The sequence below is a fragment of the Shinella sp. M31 genome, assembly GCF_049199205.1.
Taxonomy (GTDB): domain Bacteria; phylum Pseudomonadota; class Alphaproteobacteria; order Rhizobiales; family Rhizobiaceae; genus Shinella.
Genome location: NZ_JBLZPH010000015.1, coordinates 58,476 through 76,834 on the forward strand (window position 1 = coordinate 58,476; position 18,359 = coordinate 76,834).

Sequence of the window (18,359 nt, forward strand, 5' to 3'; positions counted from 1 at the left end):
CTCCAGCACCTCGCCTACATCCTCGCCACCGCCTACCACGAGAGTGCGCACACCATGCAGGCGGTACGCGAAACTCTCGCCACGACCGATGCCGGCGCGATCCGGGCTCTGGAGAGTTCTTGGATGCGGGGCAAGCTCCCATGGGTCAACACGACATACTGGCGGAAACACCCTGATGGGAAATCGTGGTTTGGCCGCGGCCTCGTGCAGATCACCCACAAGGCCACTATGCCAAGCTCGGACTGTTGATCGGCGTCGCCGTCTATCTCGGCAATCTGACGTCAGTAGAACTCTATACCGAAGTTTAGGCTCAGTTTACGGAGTTCCACACGGCCGTCAGCAGCGGCTTAACGTTATAGTTGGTGGATTCGGCATCCGCACAAGCGTCAGGAATCACCTCAGGTAATCATTACCGAACAGCGGTCGCTTTCAGTGCCTTGGCGATGTCTTCGATGGTCTGCGAAATTACGAGGGACTTCAGAGAAGGCTTGCCATCCTTGTTGGGAAGGATCGTGGTCATGGTGATATGCGACCCTTTTGCGTGTCGCTTGATCTGGAGAATTTTTTCGCTGTCGATGAGAACAGACTCTTCGTTATCCGTAGTAAGTTGCAGCCAGGCCATTTGAACCCTCTTCGTTTATCCGGTGTTGGAGTGACCCGCGAGCGGGCATGCGGCGGGAAATACCGCCAGCCGGGCCATACACGGTTATGAAGTGCACATTATTCTGCTGCGATCGGCCTTAACGACAGGCTCAATCTTTGATGTACATCGGACCCGAGCGAAAATAGGCGACAGCCTTTTCGTATTCCTCTTGCTCAATTCTCTCTTCTTCGATTTCCGCGGCCAACTCTGCCAACGGCTCGTCATCGAAGATGGGCTTGTTGGGCAGGATTTCAGCCTGCTCCTCAGTTCCGTTCAATTGGGTCTCGGAAATATTATTATTTTCCATATTAATAACTCCTAAATCTCTGAAATAAAATTGAAGCTCGAAAGCGTGACGTGAGATGAGAATGAGGGAGTTTTTTGTTCCAAGCGACTTTGACGTCACTAAGGCAGCCCCGTGAATTGGTGGATCGCGACCCTGCAGGTGCAGGAGCGCTTAATCACGCTTGCCGCGTTGCTGAGGTCTATCCGACTTTAGACGCCGAAAAGAAGCCAAGGCGGAAAGCCAATAACGATCGCTGCCGCGACAATCAGCGCGCCGGCCGCAATCAAAGTGTTGTCTCGCTCAATCTGGTCCCGTGACTTGTTATTCATGGCCGCCTCGCTGACTCGGTGATCGAGCACGAGAACGCCCGCAAGGCCTATTCGTTCCGGCCTCCACAGCCGCCTGGCGGCACCACCGGCAACTAAACCTTCTCCATCAAGGAAATCGATCATGGCAAACCGCAAGCGCACCACGCTTGGGGTCGTGCACGTCACTGCCACGCCTCCGGGCTGGGACAAGGGCGCTGCCGGCATCCGGGCAATCCACAAGGCTCAAGGCTGGTCCGACATCGGCTATAACGAGATCATCAATCCCAACGGCCCGCCCGAGATGGGCCGGGGCAAGATGGCGATCGGCGCCCACGTTGCCGGCTTCAACTCGATCTCCTACGGCACTTCGATGGTCGGCGGCGTGAATGCTTCCAACAAGCCGGACTTCAACACGATCCGCGATGCGCAGCTCGCCACGCTCTACAAGCGCATGAAGGAACTGACCGCCGACTTCCCGGACATCAAATGGTGCGGCCACCGCGATCTGTCACCCGACAAGAACGGCAATGGCGTGATCGAACCCTTCGAGCACATCAAGGCCTGCCCGTGCTTCGACGTCATCCCCTGGGCGGCGGAACACGGCCTGCCGGTGGCCGACATCAAGGGCACTTGGAAGACGATCACGCTTGAGCCCGGGAGCGCGCCGGTGCTTGAGGGTCCGGATACGCGTGCCGCCTACCTTCAGCGCCTCCTGACGCGCGGCGGCTACGTGCTCGGCCCCATCGACGGCATTGTTGGCAGGAAGACTACGGCGGCGATCACAGCCTTCCAGCTCGCATCCGGGCTGGATCAGTCCGGCGAATTCGACGCGCCGACGGTCGCGCGCCTCCGCTCCATCTTCGAAGCCAAGGCTGCGGCCTGAAACCTGAAAGGAAATGATCATGGACAAGATTTCGAAAGCCATCGCTGCTGCTGCCGGCGGCGCCGCAACCGGCACTATCGGCCTGCCGTTCATGCCCGAGGGCACGCCCTGGTAAGGTTATCTCGCCCTCTATGCCATCACGATCGGTCTGCCGGCCGTGCTGACCTATCTCGCGCCGAAGAATGCCAGCTGACCACACGACGCATTCAGGAAGAGCGGATGACCGAGGAGAAGACCATGGGCATTACACGTGCAAGAACGCTAGAATGGAATTTGAACACGGTCATCCAGCTCATAACTCTCGTCGGCATGTGCATCGGCGGTGTGACGATTTGGGTAGATAAGAGCCGCGATATTGAGGATCTGCAAACCTGGCGCGCTGGACATGAGCAACTGCATAAGGAGCGGCTCGTCGAGGTGAAGGCGGGAGAGGCTCGCTCTGAGGAGCGGTTTCGCAGCCTTGAGGCGGATACGCGAAAGGCCACATCGCAGATCGAAAACCTTGCCCACCGCGTGACGGTCACCGAGCAATCAACGACGTCGACCGCCACTGCCATTCGCGACCTTCAGAACCTCGTCAGCCAGCAGGCCGGCGATATCAAGGTCGTCGTGAGATTCTTCAGCGTATAGAGGCCGCGCAGAGCGGCGAGCTTAGGCGCTAAGCGTGGATGCCCACTCGCAGAAGGTGAAGTAGCAAAATAGAACAACATTCAGCCGTTGCAAACCGATGATTAGCCATTCGCGCTTTTCGTGTGCAATTCGCCATTGATCAATCAGAGAATGCGCTAACTCCTCTGGTGCAGTTCAACCAGATTGGAGTTCTTAAAATGGCTACGATAAAGGTTGCATCAGGTGTCTCCGTGGACGGCGACGACTTCTGGGTACAGAGCGGCACGCAGTCCACGAATGAGCAGTTCACCGGACAAACGTCTCAAACAGGCTCGCTTGTTCTGGGCGTCGGGCAGGTGACCACGACCTACAACGAATACCGCTTCGAGGCTGGAAACTTTACTTTCCGGTATCTGGGCGAGTGGGAACTTGATGTCGACGGCGGGCTGCTTACCGCTACCAACAGTGCCCGCGGGAGTTACGACAAGATCATCATTGAGCAGAACGGTCAGTTCTACGCCTCCATTGATCTCGACCAAGCACTTGAAGTTGACTTCGGGACAAGGAGTGGCCTCGATATCCTCGGTCTCGGGCTTGACGCCTTGACCAATCCGTTGCTCTCACTGCTGCTCGGAGACGCCAATGAGACGGCGATCTCGAATCTGCATCTGTTGGCGACTCCAGGGTTGGCCGAACTCACGGACGGCGTCCCGATCACCATGGTTGGCGACAGCGGAGATAATACGATCATCGGGACTGCTGCAGGCGACGTTATCGACGCCATGGACGGTAACGATACCGTGCGGGGCTTGGCTGGTAACGACCGGATATATGGCGGCGCCGGGAACGACGCGCTCTATGGCCAGGATGGGAATGACATACTTAACGGCGGTAAGGGATCCGACACCCTAAATGGTGGCGCTGGTAACGACACAGCATCCTACACCAACGCCGCTGGCGGTCTTACGGTGAGCTTGGCAAATCCCGGGATCAATACCGGGGAAGCGCAAGGGGACTCCTTCGTCTCAATCGAGGGGCTCATTGGTTCACAGTACGCGGACACGCTTCGTGGAAATTCGGCGGCGAACACTCTCGATGGTCGCGGTGGCGACGATCTCTTGGTCGGAGAACAAGGTGCAGATACGCTCCTCGGCGGCGGCGGCAAGGATCGACTGTATGGCGGTGCTGGCGCCGACCAATTGTATGGTCAGGATGGCAACGACATTCTGACTGGCGGGGCCGGGGGCGATGTACTCAATGGAGGGGCCGGAACGGACACTGCCTCCTATACCCAGGCTCTGGCCGGCGTAACAGCCAATTTGATTGACGTCTCGCAGAACACAGGCGAAGCGCAGGGCGATACCTACGTCTCGATCGAGAATTTGACCGGCACATCCTTCGCCGACACACTATTCGGTAACAGTGCAGACAATCAGCTCGATGGGCGTGCAGGCGATGACACCCTGTCTGGATATCGCGGTAACGACGGCGTACGTGGAGGCCTCGGGAACGATACGCTTAGCGGCGGTGACGGGACTGACGCGCTTTACGGCCAAGATGGTAACGACGTGCTGGACGGGGGAACGGGGGCCGATCGATTGAACGGCGGCATCGGAAACGACACCGCCAGTTATGCTTCGGCCAAAGCAGGCGTTGTCGCATCTCTTGCCAATGCGGCTGTTAACACTGGCGATGCTGCAGGCGATATCTATACGTCTATCGAAAATCTGTCGGGTTCATCGTTCTCCGATACGCTAATCGGCAATGGTACGCGTAATACCCTTTCCGGCGGTCAAGGCACCGATACCCTGACCGGCGGCGCCGGCGGCGATGTCCTCACGGGCGGGGCGGGAGCCGATACGTTTGACTTCAACTCTGTGGGTGACAGCCTCGCGTCTACCACGCGCCGCGATGTGATTACTGACTTCAACCAGGCGCAGGGAGACAAGATCGATCTCAGAGGCGTTGACGCCGACCAGGGTACAACGGCGAATGACGCTTTTACACTGGTTTCGAGCTATTCTCGAACGGCCGGCGAGTTGCGCTTCGACCACAAGAACGGAGATACGTTCGTCTATGGTGACGTCAACGGCGATGGGAGCTCAGATTTCGTCGTTCAAATAAAGGGAACGCTCGACCTAAGCCAAAGCGACTTCCTGCTTTAAGCCTCCGGGAAGTGGGCGGAGGACTGCTCTCCTCCGCCCATCGAAGCACTTGCGCGGCTCTTCCCAGCATCCATGTTCCTCAAAGCGAATTGACGATCGGCTCTGCCCGGCCCTGCAAGGTGGCCTTTTTCACTTCACGGCTCACCCGACGCATCCGCATCTGAGCGTTTAGGTGATGGCCAAGAATGCCGATGAGGTCCTTAACTGGCGTGGCCGGATCTAGCCAGGTATCGAAAACAGCCGGGTCCAGAATGATCGGCATCCTATCGTGTATTTAGCTGATGGGAGCGACCGACTTCATGTGCCATTCATGCGCCAACGAATTCGCGCTAACGCCTGAAAAACACTGTAAAACCGGGAAATTCTCGTCAACGCGCGACACATGGTTTTGCGCCCGAATCTCAAGTTAAGCGATTGATTTCATTGGTGATCCCGCCGCGATTCGAACGCGGGACCCCCAGATTAGGAATCTGGTGCTCTTTTCATAGCGGTGCGTACTTTACTGGTAGTTACTGCCCCACCCTCTAACGGCAATTGGTTCTCCAGTTATCAATGGGCAGCAAGGCCACACCTGGCCTTGCTATTCCCAAGCCGACGCTACGAGTGAATGGCCCTGTCAAGGCCGCAGAGCGAGCCCCTGCGGCGAGCGTGCCTTTACAGGGACAGGCACGAGTGGCTTATCAAACAAAGAAGTATCCGCCGGTCAGGCGGATTCCGTTTAGGTATACGAGCCGTTCGGACCAGCGACCTTCCGTCTGGCGGTCCGTTCGGCCGTATACAAAACAAATGCCGGGCCCATTGGCCCGTCCTTTTCGACGAGCCTGCGAGGCGCTTCGGCTTTAGCTTGGTCACTGGGATGGCAACCGTTACATCACCACGTGAGCATACGTGGCAATAAAGGTGGCATGGTGCCGCGAGCGCCAGGAAGCTCGCGCTCGATTACGTAGACAGGCTTGGGAGCCAACGCACGCCCACTCCATAGTAGCGTTTTGTCGCGGCGTCGCTCCACCCGAGGAACTCAACGTTGTTCCGTTCGTAGTAGCCTTGCAGCGTCATTGACGAGTCAGTCCAATGGTCCCCGCGCTCCAAAGCTTTCACTGTCGCAACGGACAACCCGGTTTCGCTTGCAATGACTTTTTGCGTTTTGTTCAGGAGAGCTCTGGCGGCTGGAAAAGATATCCCAACGTCTTCGGTTTGGAATCGCAATCGCTCTTCCGGGTTGTCCACCGATCCAGGAGCGCTCCATTTTGCGCCTGCACCGCGGACCCCTGTTCCGATCTTAGCTTCTCCCAGAAACTCAATCCCACGGGACATGTAAAAGTCGATCAGCGCGAGATTGAGGTCGAACATAGATTCCGACGTTTCGGCGGTCGAGATGTACCGCCTTGTGACGCCGGCGAGATCGGCGGCTTCTTGCTGTGAAAACCCCGTTAATGCACGTGCGACCCTGAGTGCTTCCGGTGGAGCAGGTAACCTCATTCATGCGAGAAGCCGCCCGCCGGAAAAATTGTCAACTTTTACCGCATAGGGTCTTTTAATATCCCATAGGTAGTCTATAAGACTTCCTTTAGGATGATAAAAAAGCCAAGAAATGGAGCCTATCTTGGCATCAAGTGATTCGCGTCTGCCACAGGTCACCGCCGACGGGCGATGGCTGCTTGCCCAGCAGCATTGTAGTCTGATTGACGGCGGGGAAGATATCGACCAACCCGCTGATGCAAAGTCGCCAGTCCTGGGCGGAAGCTGGTTCTTCTTGAGCCGATCGTTGCACGGCCTGGCGGTTCAAGGGATCAGTAATGATAGGTAGTCGATCAGACGTCCCAAACGATGTCTTCCTATTCTCGGATGAGAAGCCGGGCTCAAGTGAAGCTTCTCGTGCCGGAAACTGCATGGACCTGCCAATGGTCAGGTAAGCATTCCTACATAGGCCTAGCAGAGGCCTGAACTCGTCAAATTTTAGGATGTCTCATGCCGAACCCTGAGTCTGGCAAGCGATCACGCGTGCCTTGGAATACGAGAACTCGCGAGTGGCGCTACGTCACTGTGCCGGTCTACATGGCGTATTGCGCCGTCGCGGCCGCATTGCGACCTTGGAATGGAATAGAACGGAAATTCATAGCGACGCTGATCTTCAAAGGCGATTATTACCAACCCATCCACTCGAAGGCAGCTCAAGTGTTTGCGACGGAGATTTGGAAGTCCTCCGAGTGGAAGACCTACATCTTCGAGTGGTCCAGTTCGCCATTTCGTGACCAGTCGCTTGCTGAGAAGAATGGGCGTGGCATATTTTTATCGCCGCCGGGCTACCGGCTTACTGACGATGAGCGGCTGTTTTCGGATGCCGTGATCGAAATCGGGCCTCGGTCTCCGGCGCATGCAAGGGCTGCACTTCGGCGGGCCGGAATTCCGGTCAACGACGAACTCGTCGAGCTGTTAATCTCGGCACCGTGGGCAAGGCTGCATTCCGCCTTTCAGGATCGGCGTGGTCCGGTCCAAGGTTTGGAACGCCTTCGACGCGAGACAACCAGGCTCAAAGAGGTCGAGTCTGCCAGAGTCCGACACAATGATGCTCCGACACTTGAGGACATGCACGGCCTTGGACCTGCTGTGGAGTGGGGACGTAATCTCGCGAAAGACCTCGCAGATTACAAATCCGGGCTTATCGGCTGGAACGAAGTCGATGCCGGCGTCTTGCTTTCCGGGCCTCCAGGCATTGGGAAAACGCTGTTCGCGAGAGCACTCGCCAACTCCTGCAAAGTACCGATCATCTACGGCTCGGTTTCTAAATGGCAAGAAGCCGGCGCGCTTGATGCGCACCTTAAAGCCATGCGCGCTTCCTTCAAGGCGGCGCGCGATAATGCACCATCGGTCCTATTCATCGATGAATTCGACACCTTGGGAAAACGGACTACCTCTGACCGGAACGCGGGCTACCACAACGGCGTGATTGCTGGTGCGCTTGAGCAGCTCGATGGCTTTGAACGTCGAGAGGGCGTAGTCGTTGTTGCTGCATGCAACCACCCTCGGCTCGTCGATGCCGCTCTTCTGCGGGCAGGAAGGCTCGACAGGCATTTGGAGCTAACGCTTCCGGATGGCCCTTCTCGCCGCGGCATTCTGAAATTTCACACTGGAATCGAGCTGTCGTCCGCAGACGCGGAGATGTTCGAATTCGCTACCGAAGGGTTTTCGGGTGCGGAGCTCGAGCGTCTTGTCAGGGATGCGAAACGAGCGGCCCGCCGTCAAGGTAAGTGCTTTAGCGCGCTCCACATTTTCGACCAGCTCCCCGTTACCGAGAAGCTTCCAGAAGATTATGTCAGGGTGATAGCGGTCCATGAGGCCGGCCATGCCTTAATCGGCTATGAGATTGGACATGAAGTCTCAGGCATCACGATCTCGAAATGGAGGATCAGCGGCGAGCGGCGGGTGCTTGGCACCGTCGAGACCACGCTCCCGGAGGTACGGGTCAGAACCAAGACCACCTATCTCGACACGATAGCCATCTTCCTGGGTGGTATCGCCGCCGAGATGGAAGTCTTCGGAAACTTCGCGGACGGAGCCTCGGGCTCAAGTGAGGCAGACCTGAACAGGGCGACCGATCTTGCAACGATGGTCGAGGGTACGACCGGTATGGGCCACACGCTCGCGGTGGAGATTCCCGGTCCGGACGAGTTCGCGAGGATGCGGCTATACACTCCGGAACTCCGAGAACAGGTCCACGTGTTGCTGGAGAGCGAGCTTGCAAGGACGAGGTCTATCATTCGAAGGCAGCGTCCTGCGCTGGACGCGCTAGTGGATAGACTGATGGATAGTCCTACCATGACCGGAGAGGAAGTCGTCCAAGTGTTGCAAGGCGACAGGCGCTCGGTCGTCAGCCTTGCTAAGACACAGCTCAGGACGGGAACGTGATGGCAAAACGAACAACCTCAGCCGGCCGGCGGCCGGCGTCGAATAAGCCGTATGCGGGTTCGCTCGGCGAGATGCTCGATGATGCCGGCTTTAAAACCATTGGGTAGGCGGATAAAGGTTTCTGATCGTGGCGGCGGGACTCAACTCCCATCGCCTCCCAAGTGGTTCGATCCCGTGGTCGAATTCCTGTGGGCAGCCCTACCGGACTTGGCTGCCAATCAGTGGAACCATTGCTATATCGACGCTCTTCAATCTGCTTGTCAGGCATTAGTCGCACTCGGCCAAGCAGTTCTTGATGGCAGCGGTGGCATAAAAGTTAATCCAGAGCCTGCACTGCCTAGCATCCTCCCCCGATTGGACGATGTCGCGACAGTGATCGTCTGCTTGGCAGCGCAAGTAAGCTTGCTCGAGTATCGACATTTCACAGGAGCGCGCGACCGACCTAATCCAACGGGACTTCGACGTCCGAATATTCGGGCGGATCATGGCAGCGGCCCTGCATACTTGGCTCGGGAGGCGTTCCGAGTGTTCGAAAGCCTCGACCTTGTTCTTGGCGCTCGATGGACGGAGCGCGCCGAAACAATATTCTGGCGTGACAACCCGTCAGAGTGGGGCGTTGATTACACGAAAGACCGCCGGTTCATACGGGCTCGGGACGCGGCCGTAGCAACCGTCCCCGACGACATTGCGGAGAAGATCGAGAAGACTGCGGTGATAACCGAAGAGAGTATCGTGGAGTGGCTCCAGATCGCGCCGAAAACCAAGACCCGAGAAGACGCGCTCAAGTCTCTCAGGTTTTGGAGCAGTCACAGTCTTGATCGGGTTTTCCATCGTCGATGGCGTCTGGACTGCGGATGGCTTTCCGTCGAGGAGTCGGTGAGGACGCTCCTGATCGAATATGATGCGCTGTCGATCAACATGCGTCGACAGTTTGCGGCCCGATATCTGCCGCACGCTCCGTTTCTGAATCAATGATTTTGCTGAAGAGTGGACAGATCGCGCGCTGTCGGCACAGCCACCGCAATCTTTGGAGATATAGATGACCTCAATACCCATAAGCGCGACCTATTCGTTACCCGCTGCACAGTCCGTGCTAAGTCGATGAAAATCTGGGTTTTCTCAGACATCCATCTCGAGTTCGACAGACCGTTCACCGCGACTCCACCAGACGACATCGACGTCGTTGTCTGCGCGGGCGACGTCCTCGACAGAGGCGTTGTGCCCAGCATTGAGTGGCTTGCGAAATGCATTAGTCCGAAAGTGCCGGTCGTCTTCGTCGCGGGAAACCACGAGTTCTACCGCAGTTTCCTAACGGACAGCATTACCGCGGCGAATGCGTTGCGCGATCGCTATCCGAACGTCCACTTCCTCGACGACCGTGATGTAGTCATTGACGACGCACTTTTCGCCGGAGCAACCCTTTGGACTGACTTCCGGCTATTTGATCACAATCCCGAAATTTCCATGTGGTGGGCCGAAAAGGACATAAACGACTACAAGCGCGTCAATCTGTCCAAACAGCCGTTCAAAAAATTCAAACCCATTCATGCATACCGGAGGCACGATGCCTCCATGAAATTCCTGACGGAGAGCCTTCATCGGACCGATGTCAGGAAAAAGGTTGTCGTCACCCATCACGCGCCCTCATCGAGGTCGATTTCTCGATGGTTCCGAGATGACCCACTCGCGCCGTGCTACGCTTCGGACTGCGATGACTTCGTCAGGGAAGCAGAGCCCGACCTGTGGGTCCATGGTCATGTGCACCAAAGACTGGACTACATGCTCGGGGTTACTCGGATCGTTTGCAACCCACGTGGTTATCCGGGGGAGGCCACAGGCTTCGATCCGAGTTTAGTAATTGAAATCTGACGCTCGCGCGGGTTGCTTGGCGGGCAGTCGATTCGCCGTCGCAGGCAGTGACGCGACGGCCGTCAGTGAGCCCACTGATCGCTTTCAGTAATTCTGTTCGCCGGCGCGGCGTTTCAGATTATCGAGCCTTTCAGTCGTAGGGGCCTTTCGCGCGGCCATCCTGCCGCGATCAACGAATCTTGGACGTCCTGACCATTTCCGGGTCGAGAGCTGAAGTAGGTTCGTCAAAAAATGATCTCAACTGATGCCGCGAAAACCAGAGGTCAGCGTGGGCGGGCACTCATTGTCGTGATACCGACTCGATCGGCGTCCCGGCCCGCCGCCGCGTCGGCGCTTTCGCGAGTGACTTCATTAGAGGCAGGGCTTCGCTTCCGTTGCCAGCATAGGCGTGGAGGCATGTACGGTTGCGCGAAATTAGTCTTTGCACTTACAAGTACTCAGAGCCATCGACGACGCGATGGGATAGTAATCAGCCTTCGGAATCGGCTGAGCGGTTGTTTTGGGTTCTGGACGAATCGGGGGTGGGAATTTGGATACGGGGAAAATGCCAACTCAGGTGACCAACGACCTATTGCCTGGTACGTTCGTACGTGTTCGCTCTAAAAGTTGGGTCGTTGAGCAAAGCGGTAGAATTGGCACGATACCGTTCTTGGATTTGATCTCCGTGGAGGACGACGCACAAGGTGAAATGCTTAGGATCACCCTTGAGTCGGAGGTCGACCGACAGGTGATCGATCCCAACGACTGGACTGCCCTGTTTCGGACAACTTTCGAAGGTCCCGAACGTCTTGGTGCGTTTTTGCGGGCAACGGAATGGCGAACCGCATCTGCGGCAGATCGCAAACTATTTCAGGCTCCGTTTCGCGCCGGTATTCGCCTGGACGCCTACCAGCTTCTGCCCTTAGCAAAAGCACTGGACCTGCCTCGGGTCAATCTCTTGATCGCCGATGACGTCGGGTTGGGAAAAACTGTAGAGGCTGGTCTTATTGTCCGCGAGTTGCTTCTCAGGCGACGGGCCGAAATCGTGGTGGTGGCGGCCCCGGCGTCTATGCTTCTACAGTGGCAGGACGAACTTTCACAGAAGTTCGGCCTGGATTTCACGATCGTTGACCGCGAGTATTTGCTGGAGACACGTCGCACCCGAGGCTTCTCCGCCAATCCGTGGAGCGTCGGTTCACGGTTCCTGGTTTCTCACAGCGTATTGTCAGAAGAGACCTACATGTCCGGGCTTCGTGATCTGCTAGGCGAGTTCCGTGCAAGGTCTCTGTTAATTCTCGATGAAGCCCACCACGCGGCACCTTCATCCGGAACCGTTTGGGCAACCGAAAGCCAGATCACCCGCGCCGTACGGCAGATCGCGGGTCGCTTCGAACATCGCCTGTTCCTGTCGGCCACGCCGCACAACGGCCATTCGAACTCATTCGCGACGCTTCTGGAAATCTTGGACCCCCAACGCTTCACGAGAGGCATCAATGTCGATGCGAAGGAACTCGAACCGGTCATGGTTCGGCGGCTGAAGGAAGACCTTCGCCTATTGGGGCAGCCGTTCCCCGAGCGCATCGTCAAGCCGATCAAAATCGAGAATTTGCCTGCCACCGCGCCCGAACTAGCGCTAGCAGCGATGCTGGACGAGTACCGGTCGTCAACCAATGGCGGCTCGCGGGCTCGTTTCCTGTTTGCCAACCTCCAGCAACGCCTATTCTCCTCGATTGCTGCATTCGATAGAACATTGAGAACACATCGCAAGACGCTTAATCGAAAGCGCGAGGAAGCCGTTGTCTCTGGAGACGAGGTCATCGATCTGGCTGAAGACAACGATCTCATCGATATGGCGACGGTCGAAGCGCGCTCAGAACTCGGGGATATCGACGCCGCGATTGCCCACGTCGACAAAATGCTCGCGATTTCCAGTTCCGCGAAGGACGGTCCTGACGGCCGCATAGAGGCGATCCTAGATTGGGCAGAGACCGAGATGCTGGACAGTGCGCATCAATGGCGCGATCGCCGTCTGATCCTCTTTACTGAATGGGACGATACACGCCGCTGGCTCGTGGATCGATTAAAGGAAGGCCTTCTCAAGCGTAGCCGCAACAAGGTCGAAATCGACGGCCGCATCCTCGTTTTTACTGGCCAGACCAGCCTTGAGGAGCGGGATCGCATCAAGATTGCCTTCAACGCGCCGTTCGATCAGGAGCCGGTACGTATTCTGGTTTGTACGGATGCGGCACGCGAGGGCCTGAATCTCCAGGCGCGGTGTCATGACCTGATCCACGTCGATCTCCCCTGGAATCCGTCGCGCCTCGAACAGCGAAACGGGCGAATTGATCGGAAGCTGCAGCCCTCGAAGACCGTCAATTGCAGCTATTTCTTCTACACGCAGCGTGAGGAGGACCGTGTTCTCGATGCTTTGGTTCGCAAGACTGAGGTCATCCGAAAGGAACTCGGGGCCTCGGGCGAAGTACTGCGGCAGACGATTGAGAAGCGCCTGTCACGAGATGGCATCCGCCGCGGAGAGGCGCAACGCATCTCCGCCGAGATCGAAGCCGAGAACTCTTCCAAGGTCTCGACCGCGGAAAAGGAACTCGGCGACGAACAGGAAAAACGTCTGGGGCGGCTGAAGGAAGAGCAGGACCGACTTCAGCGCCTGCTCGAGCAAGCTCGTAAGCGGGTCGGTGTAGATGGAGCCGAAATCCGGCAGGTGGTCGAGATCGCATTGAAGGATGACCACGCTTCGCTGTCGCCAGGTCATTTCAGCGTGCCCGAGGCTCTGGCGCTTGATCCACAGCATCCGGCATTCGCCAAGGATCGCGGTTGGGCAACGCTTTTTGACGAGCTCCGGCCCGGCCGCCCGGGACGCCCCTATGAACGGGAGCGGTGGAGGCAGAAGACACCGGTTCGCGGCCTCGTCTTTGAACCTCCCTTTGTTAAAGAGGGACAGCCTGAGCCGCAGGACGTGGTCCAGCTCCATCTGGAGCACCGACTGGTCAAGCGACTGATCTCCCGGTTTTCGTCGCAGGGCTTCCGTTCCAATATCGGCAGGGTCACCGCCATTATCGGTCCTGGAGCACAGCCGCGTGTCGTCTTGATTGGTCGGCTGTCGCTGTTTGGCCCGGGTGCACGCCGTCTGCATGAGGAAATCATCCCGATCACTGCCGCCTGGCGCGATGTTCGCCGAGATGAGGCCCCTCTGTCGCCCTTCGCGGAAGCGGGCGAAATGACGACCATCGCTCAGTTGGATGATGCATTGCGCGCAGGGCGCACGCCGATCCAGAGCGTCGTTGATCGCCTGGAGAAAACGGTGGAACTCGATATCCGTGATCTTCGCCCGTACCTCGAGACCCGTGCCGAGTTGTCTGAAAAGACAGCCCTGACAGAGCTTGCCGATAACGGCCGCCGCGAGGCGGAGGCGATGGCCGATCTGCTTTCTCGTCAGATTCAAAAGGTGCGCGAGGCAATGCGGGAGAAAAAGCCCATCGACCAATTCGCTTTCGACTTTTCGACGGAGGAGCAGCGCCAACAGTCGGAAAAGGAGATGCGGCAGATGGAGGCCGATCGCCGCACGTGGGATCAGAAACTGCTTCGCCTGCAGAATGACCTCGATAACGAACCACAGAAGGTCATGGACGGATATGCGGTGAAGGCGCGGCAGTTGGAGCCGCTCGGCATTGTTTATCTCTGGCCCGCGACGAATTGAGCAGTCCCATGAATTTTTACGCACGCGCAGATGAAACCACGGAATGGCTGAACTACGTTCAGCCCGAAGGTCTGGTTGTTGGACCCAACGTCCTCAGGGACAAAGGCCTCACCCCTATCCGGCAGACGCCTCTGGACACCGAGGCTGTCGCCGAGGCGCTGGAGCTGTCTCCCGAAGCGCGGCGAGAGGACGACAAGTTCTTTATGCTGCGCGACCCGTGGGGTTTCCTTGAGACGGTACTCGGTTGGCCCGCCAAGCTGGTCGCCGGCAGTCCAGCAGGCCCTTCCGTCTCGGCCGATCTGACACGGGTGGTTCCCGAACATGAAACCTTGCTGACACCGGACATGGTCGTTCTATGGAGCGACGTGACGGAAGAGGGCGTGCCTGCGCAGATGCTGGTCTCAGTCCATTCGAACCTAGATGCCGATGGTCGGGGCCAGTTTGGAGATAGCGAATGGGAGGCAAGCCCGCATCAGCGGCTGGAACGGCTGCTGCGAGAAACCGGGGTTGGCGTTGGTCTACTCGTCGCGCGTAACACCTTGCGTCTTGTCTATGCACCCCGCGGTGAAACGGCGGGCTGGATCACGTGGCCGCTCGCAGCGCTGGGTCGCGTCGAAGGCCGCCCGATGTTGGCCGGCCTCAAGCTTTGCCTCGGCCGTAACGCACTCTTTACCGGTGCGCCCGACAAGCGGCTTCGCCCGGTTCTCAAACAATCGCGCGAGGCACAGAACGAAGTCTCGGAAAAGCTGTCGGGCCAAGTCCTGGGCGCGCTGCACGAACTGCTGCGCGGTATCCAGCAGGCCGATCCAGATCGCATCGAAGGGTTGGCCGAATCGGAGTCGCGCCATCTCTATGAGGGGCTTCTCACCTGCCTGATGCGGCTCGTCTTCCTGCTTTACGCGGAAGATCGCGACCTCTTGCCCTCCTCGTCTGATGCGCAGCTAAAGACGATGTGGGAGGGTGCCTATTCCATCAAGACGCTCTACGCGAAACTCCTCACCGACGAGGCACTCAATCCAGATACAATGGACGAGCGCCGTGGCGGCTGGGGGCAACTCCTAGCAGTGTTCCGCATCATCCATGAAGGTCATGGCGATTGGGTTGCCCGGCGTGGCGGCAAGTTGTTCGATCCGGACGTTTTCCCCTTCCTGGAGGGACGGGACAACGGCAGCACGAAGGATGACGCCAAGGTCCTGCCCATCTCGGATGGTTGCATTCTGCGTATCCTGCATGGGCTGATGACGGTGGAAGCCCGCAGCTTGGCAGGCGAAAAAGTCCGCGAACGCCTGTCCTACCGCTCCTTGGATGTCGAAAGCATCGGCTCGGTTTACGAGACGGTCATGGGCTTCACGGCTTATCGTGCCAAAGAGCAAATGATCGCGCTTCGCGACGAAAAGAAGCTACCGACCTTCATCGGCCTCGATACCCTTCTCACCCAGAAGCCGAATGACCGGCAGAAATGGCTAAAGGACCACGCCATCAAACTGTCGACCAAGCAGGCGAAGGGGGTGAAGGACGCAACCGACGTTCCGGCGCTGCTCGAAGCTTTCGGTGGCTTGGTCGATCTGCGCGCCACGCCGGATGGGTCCGCCATTAGACCGGGTACGCCCTATCTACAACCGACCGAAGAACGCCGACGGTCGGGTTCGCACTACACTCCTCGGTCTCTCACCGAGCCAATCGTCCGCCATGCGCTGGAGCCGGCCTTTGAGCGTATCGGTCCCCGAGCCTCTCCCGAGGCCGTGCTGGCGCTCAAGGTCTGTGATCCAGCCTGCGGTTCCGGTGCGTTCCTCGTGGAAGCCTGTCGCCAGCTCGGCGCGCGGCTGGAGCAGTCCTGGAACATGTATGGCGCGGAAAAACCGACCATCCCTCCTGATGAAGACGAGGCGCTGCATGCGCGGCGTCTAGTGGCCCAGAAATGCCTCTATGGAGTCGACCGCAACCCGATGGCGGTGGACCTAGCGCGTCTTTCCCTTTGGCTGGCGACGCTGGCGCGGGATCATGAATTCACTTTCCTCGACCACGCTATCAAGAGTGGGGACAGTCTGGTCGGCTTGACGCGGCGTGAAATTGAGGCTGCCCATTGGGATACCTCGAGGCTTGGCCTGCCGCTGTTCCGCAGCATGATCAAGGAAGCGGTGGAACGGGCACAGGAAGGCCGTGAGGCGATTCGCAATGCGCCGGATGATGTGACCCGTGCGGTGCAGGAATCCCGGTTCCGCCGCGTCGAGACTGAGGTGGAACCGGCTCGTATCGTAGGGGATGCTGTTATCGCCGCGTACTTTTCAGCGGATAACGCTAAGGCACGCGAGATGGAGCGGGCCAAAGTAGAGAGTTGGATAGGTGGCCACCTTCAGCCTCGTTGGGACTTGCTGGAGGAGAAGGTAGATTTTTTCCGCGCAGAGCGGGGTTGGCGACCTTTCCATTGGGAGATCGAGTATCCGGAGGTCTTTGGTCGCGAAAACCCGGGGTTTGATTCGATCATAGGAAACCCCCCGTTTCTTGGTGGGTCGCGAATTTCTTCTGTTAACGGGGCTCCTTATTTGGCATGGCTAATTTCTCTCCATGAGGGCGCGCATGGAAATGGTGACCTCGTCGCCCATTTTTTTAGGCGCGCGTACCGTTTAGTGCGACATTCAGGCTCCGTAGGATTTATCTCAACAAATACAATTGGTCAGGGGGACACTAGGTCAACCGGCCTCGCACCGATCATAAAAGATGGCGGCCAAATTTATAACGCTGTGCAGCGGCTCGCATGGCCAGGGACAGCGGCGGTAGTCGTCTCGGTTGTTCACATCGGAAAAGCGACTTCGAGACAAGTCCTGCTTAATGATCGTGTTGTGACAAGACTCTCTGCATATCTCGTAGAGGGCGAGTTGGACGACTCTGCATATCGGCTTTCAGCTAACAAAACGAAAGCTTTTCGAGGTTGTGATATATACGGTCTAGGTTTTACGTTCGACGATGTTGCTGCCTCAAAAGGAAAATCATCGAATTTGGACGATATGCGTAGGGTTGTCGCCGAAGATAGTCGTAACGGGGAAAGAATCTTCCCGTATTTAGGTGGCGAGGAAGTTAACAACCACCCTCTCCATCTTCATCGCCGATGGGTCATTGATTTTGAAGATTTTTCAGAAGATGCATGTCGAGACAATTGGCCGAAGCTATTAGATATAGTTGAAAAATATGTACGGCCTGAAAGATTAAAACAAAATAGAGAGGCTAGAAGGCGGGCTTGGTGGCAATTTGGAGACCGGCAACCTGGGCTTTACTCCGCAATATCTCGCCTATCCAGTGTCATTGTTGTCTCGAGGGTTACTCCACAACTAGGTTTTGCATTAGTATCCAGTAAGGCAGTATTTGCAGACAGCTTGGTGGTGTTCGTTTTCGACTCGTATTCGCCATTCACCGTTCTTCAATCTCGCATTCATGAAATCTGGGCACGCTTTTTCTCATCTTCGATGAAAGACGATCTACGCTATGCGCCATCCGATTGCTTTGAATCGTTTCCGTTTCCCGATGGCTATGAGAATGATTCAGCCTTATTGCTCATCGGTCAAGCTTACCAAAACCACCGTTCCGCACTGATGGTCGCCTCAGACGAAGGTATGACCAAGACCTACAATCGCTTCCACGACTCTAACGAACGAAGTGAACCCATTCAGCATCTCCGTGAACTCCATCAAGAAATGGATCGTGCAGTGCTGCGCGCGTACGGCTGGCATGATCTTGCCGATGAACTCTGCCCTGACTTCCTTAGCGAGGAAAACGAGAACGATCACACCTATCAAGGCCGCTACTTCTGGAATGCCGAAGGGCGTGATCGCGTGCTGGCCCGTCTTCTGGCGCTCAATGCCGAACGGCATGCGGCAGAGGTTCGGATGGGGGTAGCGCCCAAATCCTCAGTCAAAGCCTATGAAGAGGACGAAAGCCAATGATCTGCGATTTCGGTAGGTAATCACCGTCGCTTAGCAACCGACGATTGCTTTACGGCAT

The 18,359-nt window shown here is 57.2% G+C and carries 13 protein-coding genes and 1 pseudogene; 9 read left to right on the plus strand and 5 right to left on the minus strand.

Translation table 11 applies throughout. From position 1 onward, the window contains the following. Positions 1-222, plus strand: a pseudogene (locus ACOZKU_RS03040) (hypothetical protein); the annotation flags it as partial. Between the two features lie 187 nt (positions 223-409). Here ACOZKU_RS03040 and ACOZKU_RS03045 read toward each other — a convergent pair. The 3 genes from ACOZKU_RS03045 to ACOZKU_RS03055 all read right to left on the minus strand — a co-directional run bounded on the left by ACOZKU_RS03045 (position 410) and on the right by ACOZKU_RS03055 (position 1,381). Further along, entirely contained in the window at positions 410-622 is a 213-nt protein-coding gene (locus ACOZKU_RS03045; RefSeq protein ID WP_421577604.1) for a hypothetical protein, read from the minus strand. A gap of 130 nt (positions 623-752) precedes the next feature. Then, positions 753-950, minus strand: a complete 198-nt coding sequence (locus ACOZKU_RS03050; protein ID WP_421577605.1) for a hypothetical protein — start codon at positions 948-950, stop codon at positions 753-755. A 188-nt stretch (positions 951-1,138) separates the two neighbouring features. Continuing rightward, the gene (locus ACOZKU_RS03055) at positions 1,139-1,381 is read right to left on the minus strand and encodes a hypothetical protein (RefSeq protein ID WP_421577606.1); all 243 of its coding nucleotides are present in this window, start codon (positions 1,379-1,381) and stop codon (positions 1,139-1,141) included. Here ACOZKU_RS03055 and ACOZKU_RS03060 point away from each other — a divergent pair. From ACOZKU_RS03060 to ACOZKU_RS03070, 3 genes are all read left to right on the plus strand, one after another. Continuing rightward, positions 1,380-2,120 carry an N-acetylmuramoyl-L-alanine amidase gene (locus tag ACOZKU_RS03060; RefSeq protein WP_421577607.1) on the plus strand — a complete coding sequence of 247 codons (741 nt, stop codon included), beginning with the start codon at positions 1,380-1,382 and terminating at the stop codon, positions 2,118-2,120. The genes ACOZKU_RS03055 and ACOZKU_RS03060 overlap by 2 nt on opposite strands. Positions 2,121-2,339: 219 nt before the next feature. Then, positions 2,340-2,750: a hypothetical protein gene (locus ACOZKU_RS03065; RefSeq protein WP_421577608.1), complete on the plus strand. Its 411-nt coding sequence runs from the start codon at positions 2,340-2,342 to the stop codon at positions 2,748-2,750. 197 nt (positions 2,751-2,947) lie between these two features. Next, on the plus strand, positions 2,948-4,894 hold the full coding sequence (locus tag ACOZKU_RS03070) for a calcium-binding protein (RefSeq protein ID WP_421577609.1): 1,947 nt from the start codon (positions 2,948-2,950) through the stop codon (positions 4,892-4,894). Positions 4,895-4,973: 79 nt separating this feature from the next. Here the strand turns inward: ACOZKU_RS03070 and ACOZKU_RS03075 are convergent, their stop codons facing one another. Together ACOZKU_RS03075 and ACOZKU_RS03080 are read right to left on the minus strand one after the other, a co-directional pair. Continuing rightward, on the minus strand, positions 4,974-5,156 hold the full coding sequence (locus ACOZKU_RS03075) for a hypothetical protein (RefSeq protein WP_421577610.1): 183 nt from the start codon (positions 5,154-5,156) through the stop codon (positions 4,974-4,976). A gap of 677 nt (positions 5,157-5,833) precedes the next feature. After that, entirely contained in the window at positions 5,834-6,244 is a 411-nt protein-coding gene (locus tag ACOZKU_RS03080) for a hypothetical protein (protein ID WP_421577611.1), read from the minus strand. Between the two features lie 618 nt (positions 6,245-6,862). On the opposite strand from ACOZKU_RS03080, the gene ACOZKU_RS03085 reads away from it, so the two are divergent. From ACOZKU_RS03085 to ACOZKU_RS03105, 5 genes are all read left to right on the plus strand, one after another. Further along, positions 6,863-8,800 (plus strand): AAA family ATPase, encoded by a 1,938-nt coding sequence (locus ACOZKU_RS03085; RefSeq protein ID WP_421577612.1) that lies wholly within the window; start codon positions 6,863-6,865, stop codon positions 8,798-8,800. 525 nt (positions 8,801-9,325) lie between these two features. Beyond that, entirely contained in the window at positions 9,326-9,775 is a 450-nt protein-coding gene (locus ACOZKU_RS03090) for a hypothetical protein (protein ID WP_421577613.1), read from the plus strand. 126 nt (positions 9,776-9,901) lie between these two features. Beyond that, complete coding sequence (locus ACOZKU_RS03095) at positions 9,902-10,669, plus strand: metallophosphoesterase (protein WP_421577614.1); 768 nt, start codon at positions 9,902-9,904, stop codon at positions 10,667-10,669. A 544-nt stretch (positions 10,670-11,213) separates the two neighbouring features. Next, on the plus strand, positions 11,214-14,363 hold the full coding sequence (drmD, locus tag ACOZKU_RS03100; RefSeq protein ID WP_421577615.1) for a DISARM system SNF2-like helicase DrmD: 3,150 nt from the start codon (positions 11,214-11,216) through the stop codon (positions 14,361-14,363). Positions 14,364-14,371: 8 nt separating this feature from the next. Then, positions 14,372-18,301 (plus strand): DNA methyltransferase, encoded by a 3,930-nt coding sequence (locus ACOZKU_RS03105; protein ID WP_421577616.1) that lies wholly within the window; start codon positions 14,372-14,374, stop codon positions 18,299-18,301. Positions 18,302-18,359 lie beyond the last annotated feature (58 nt).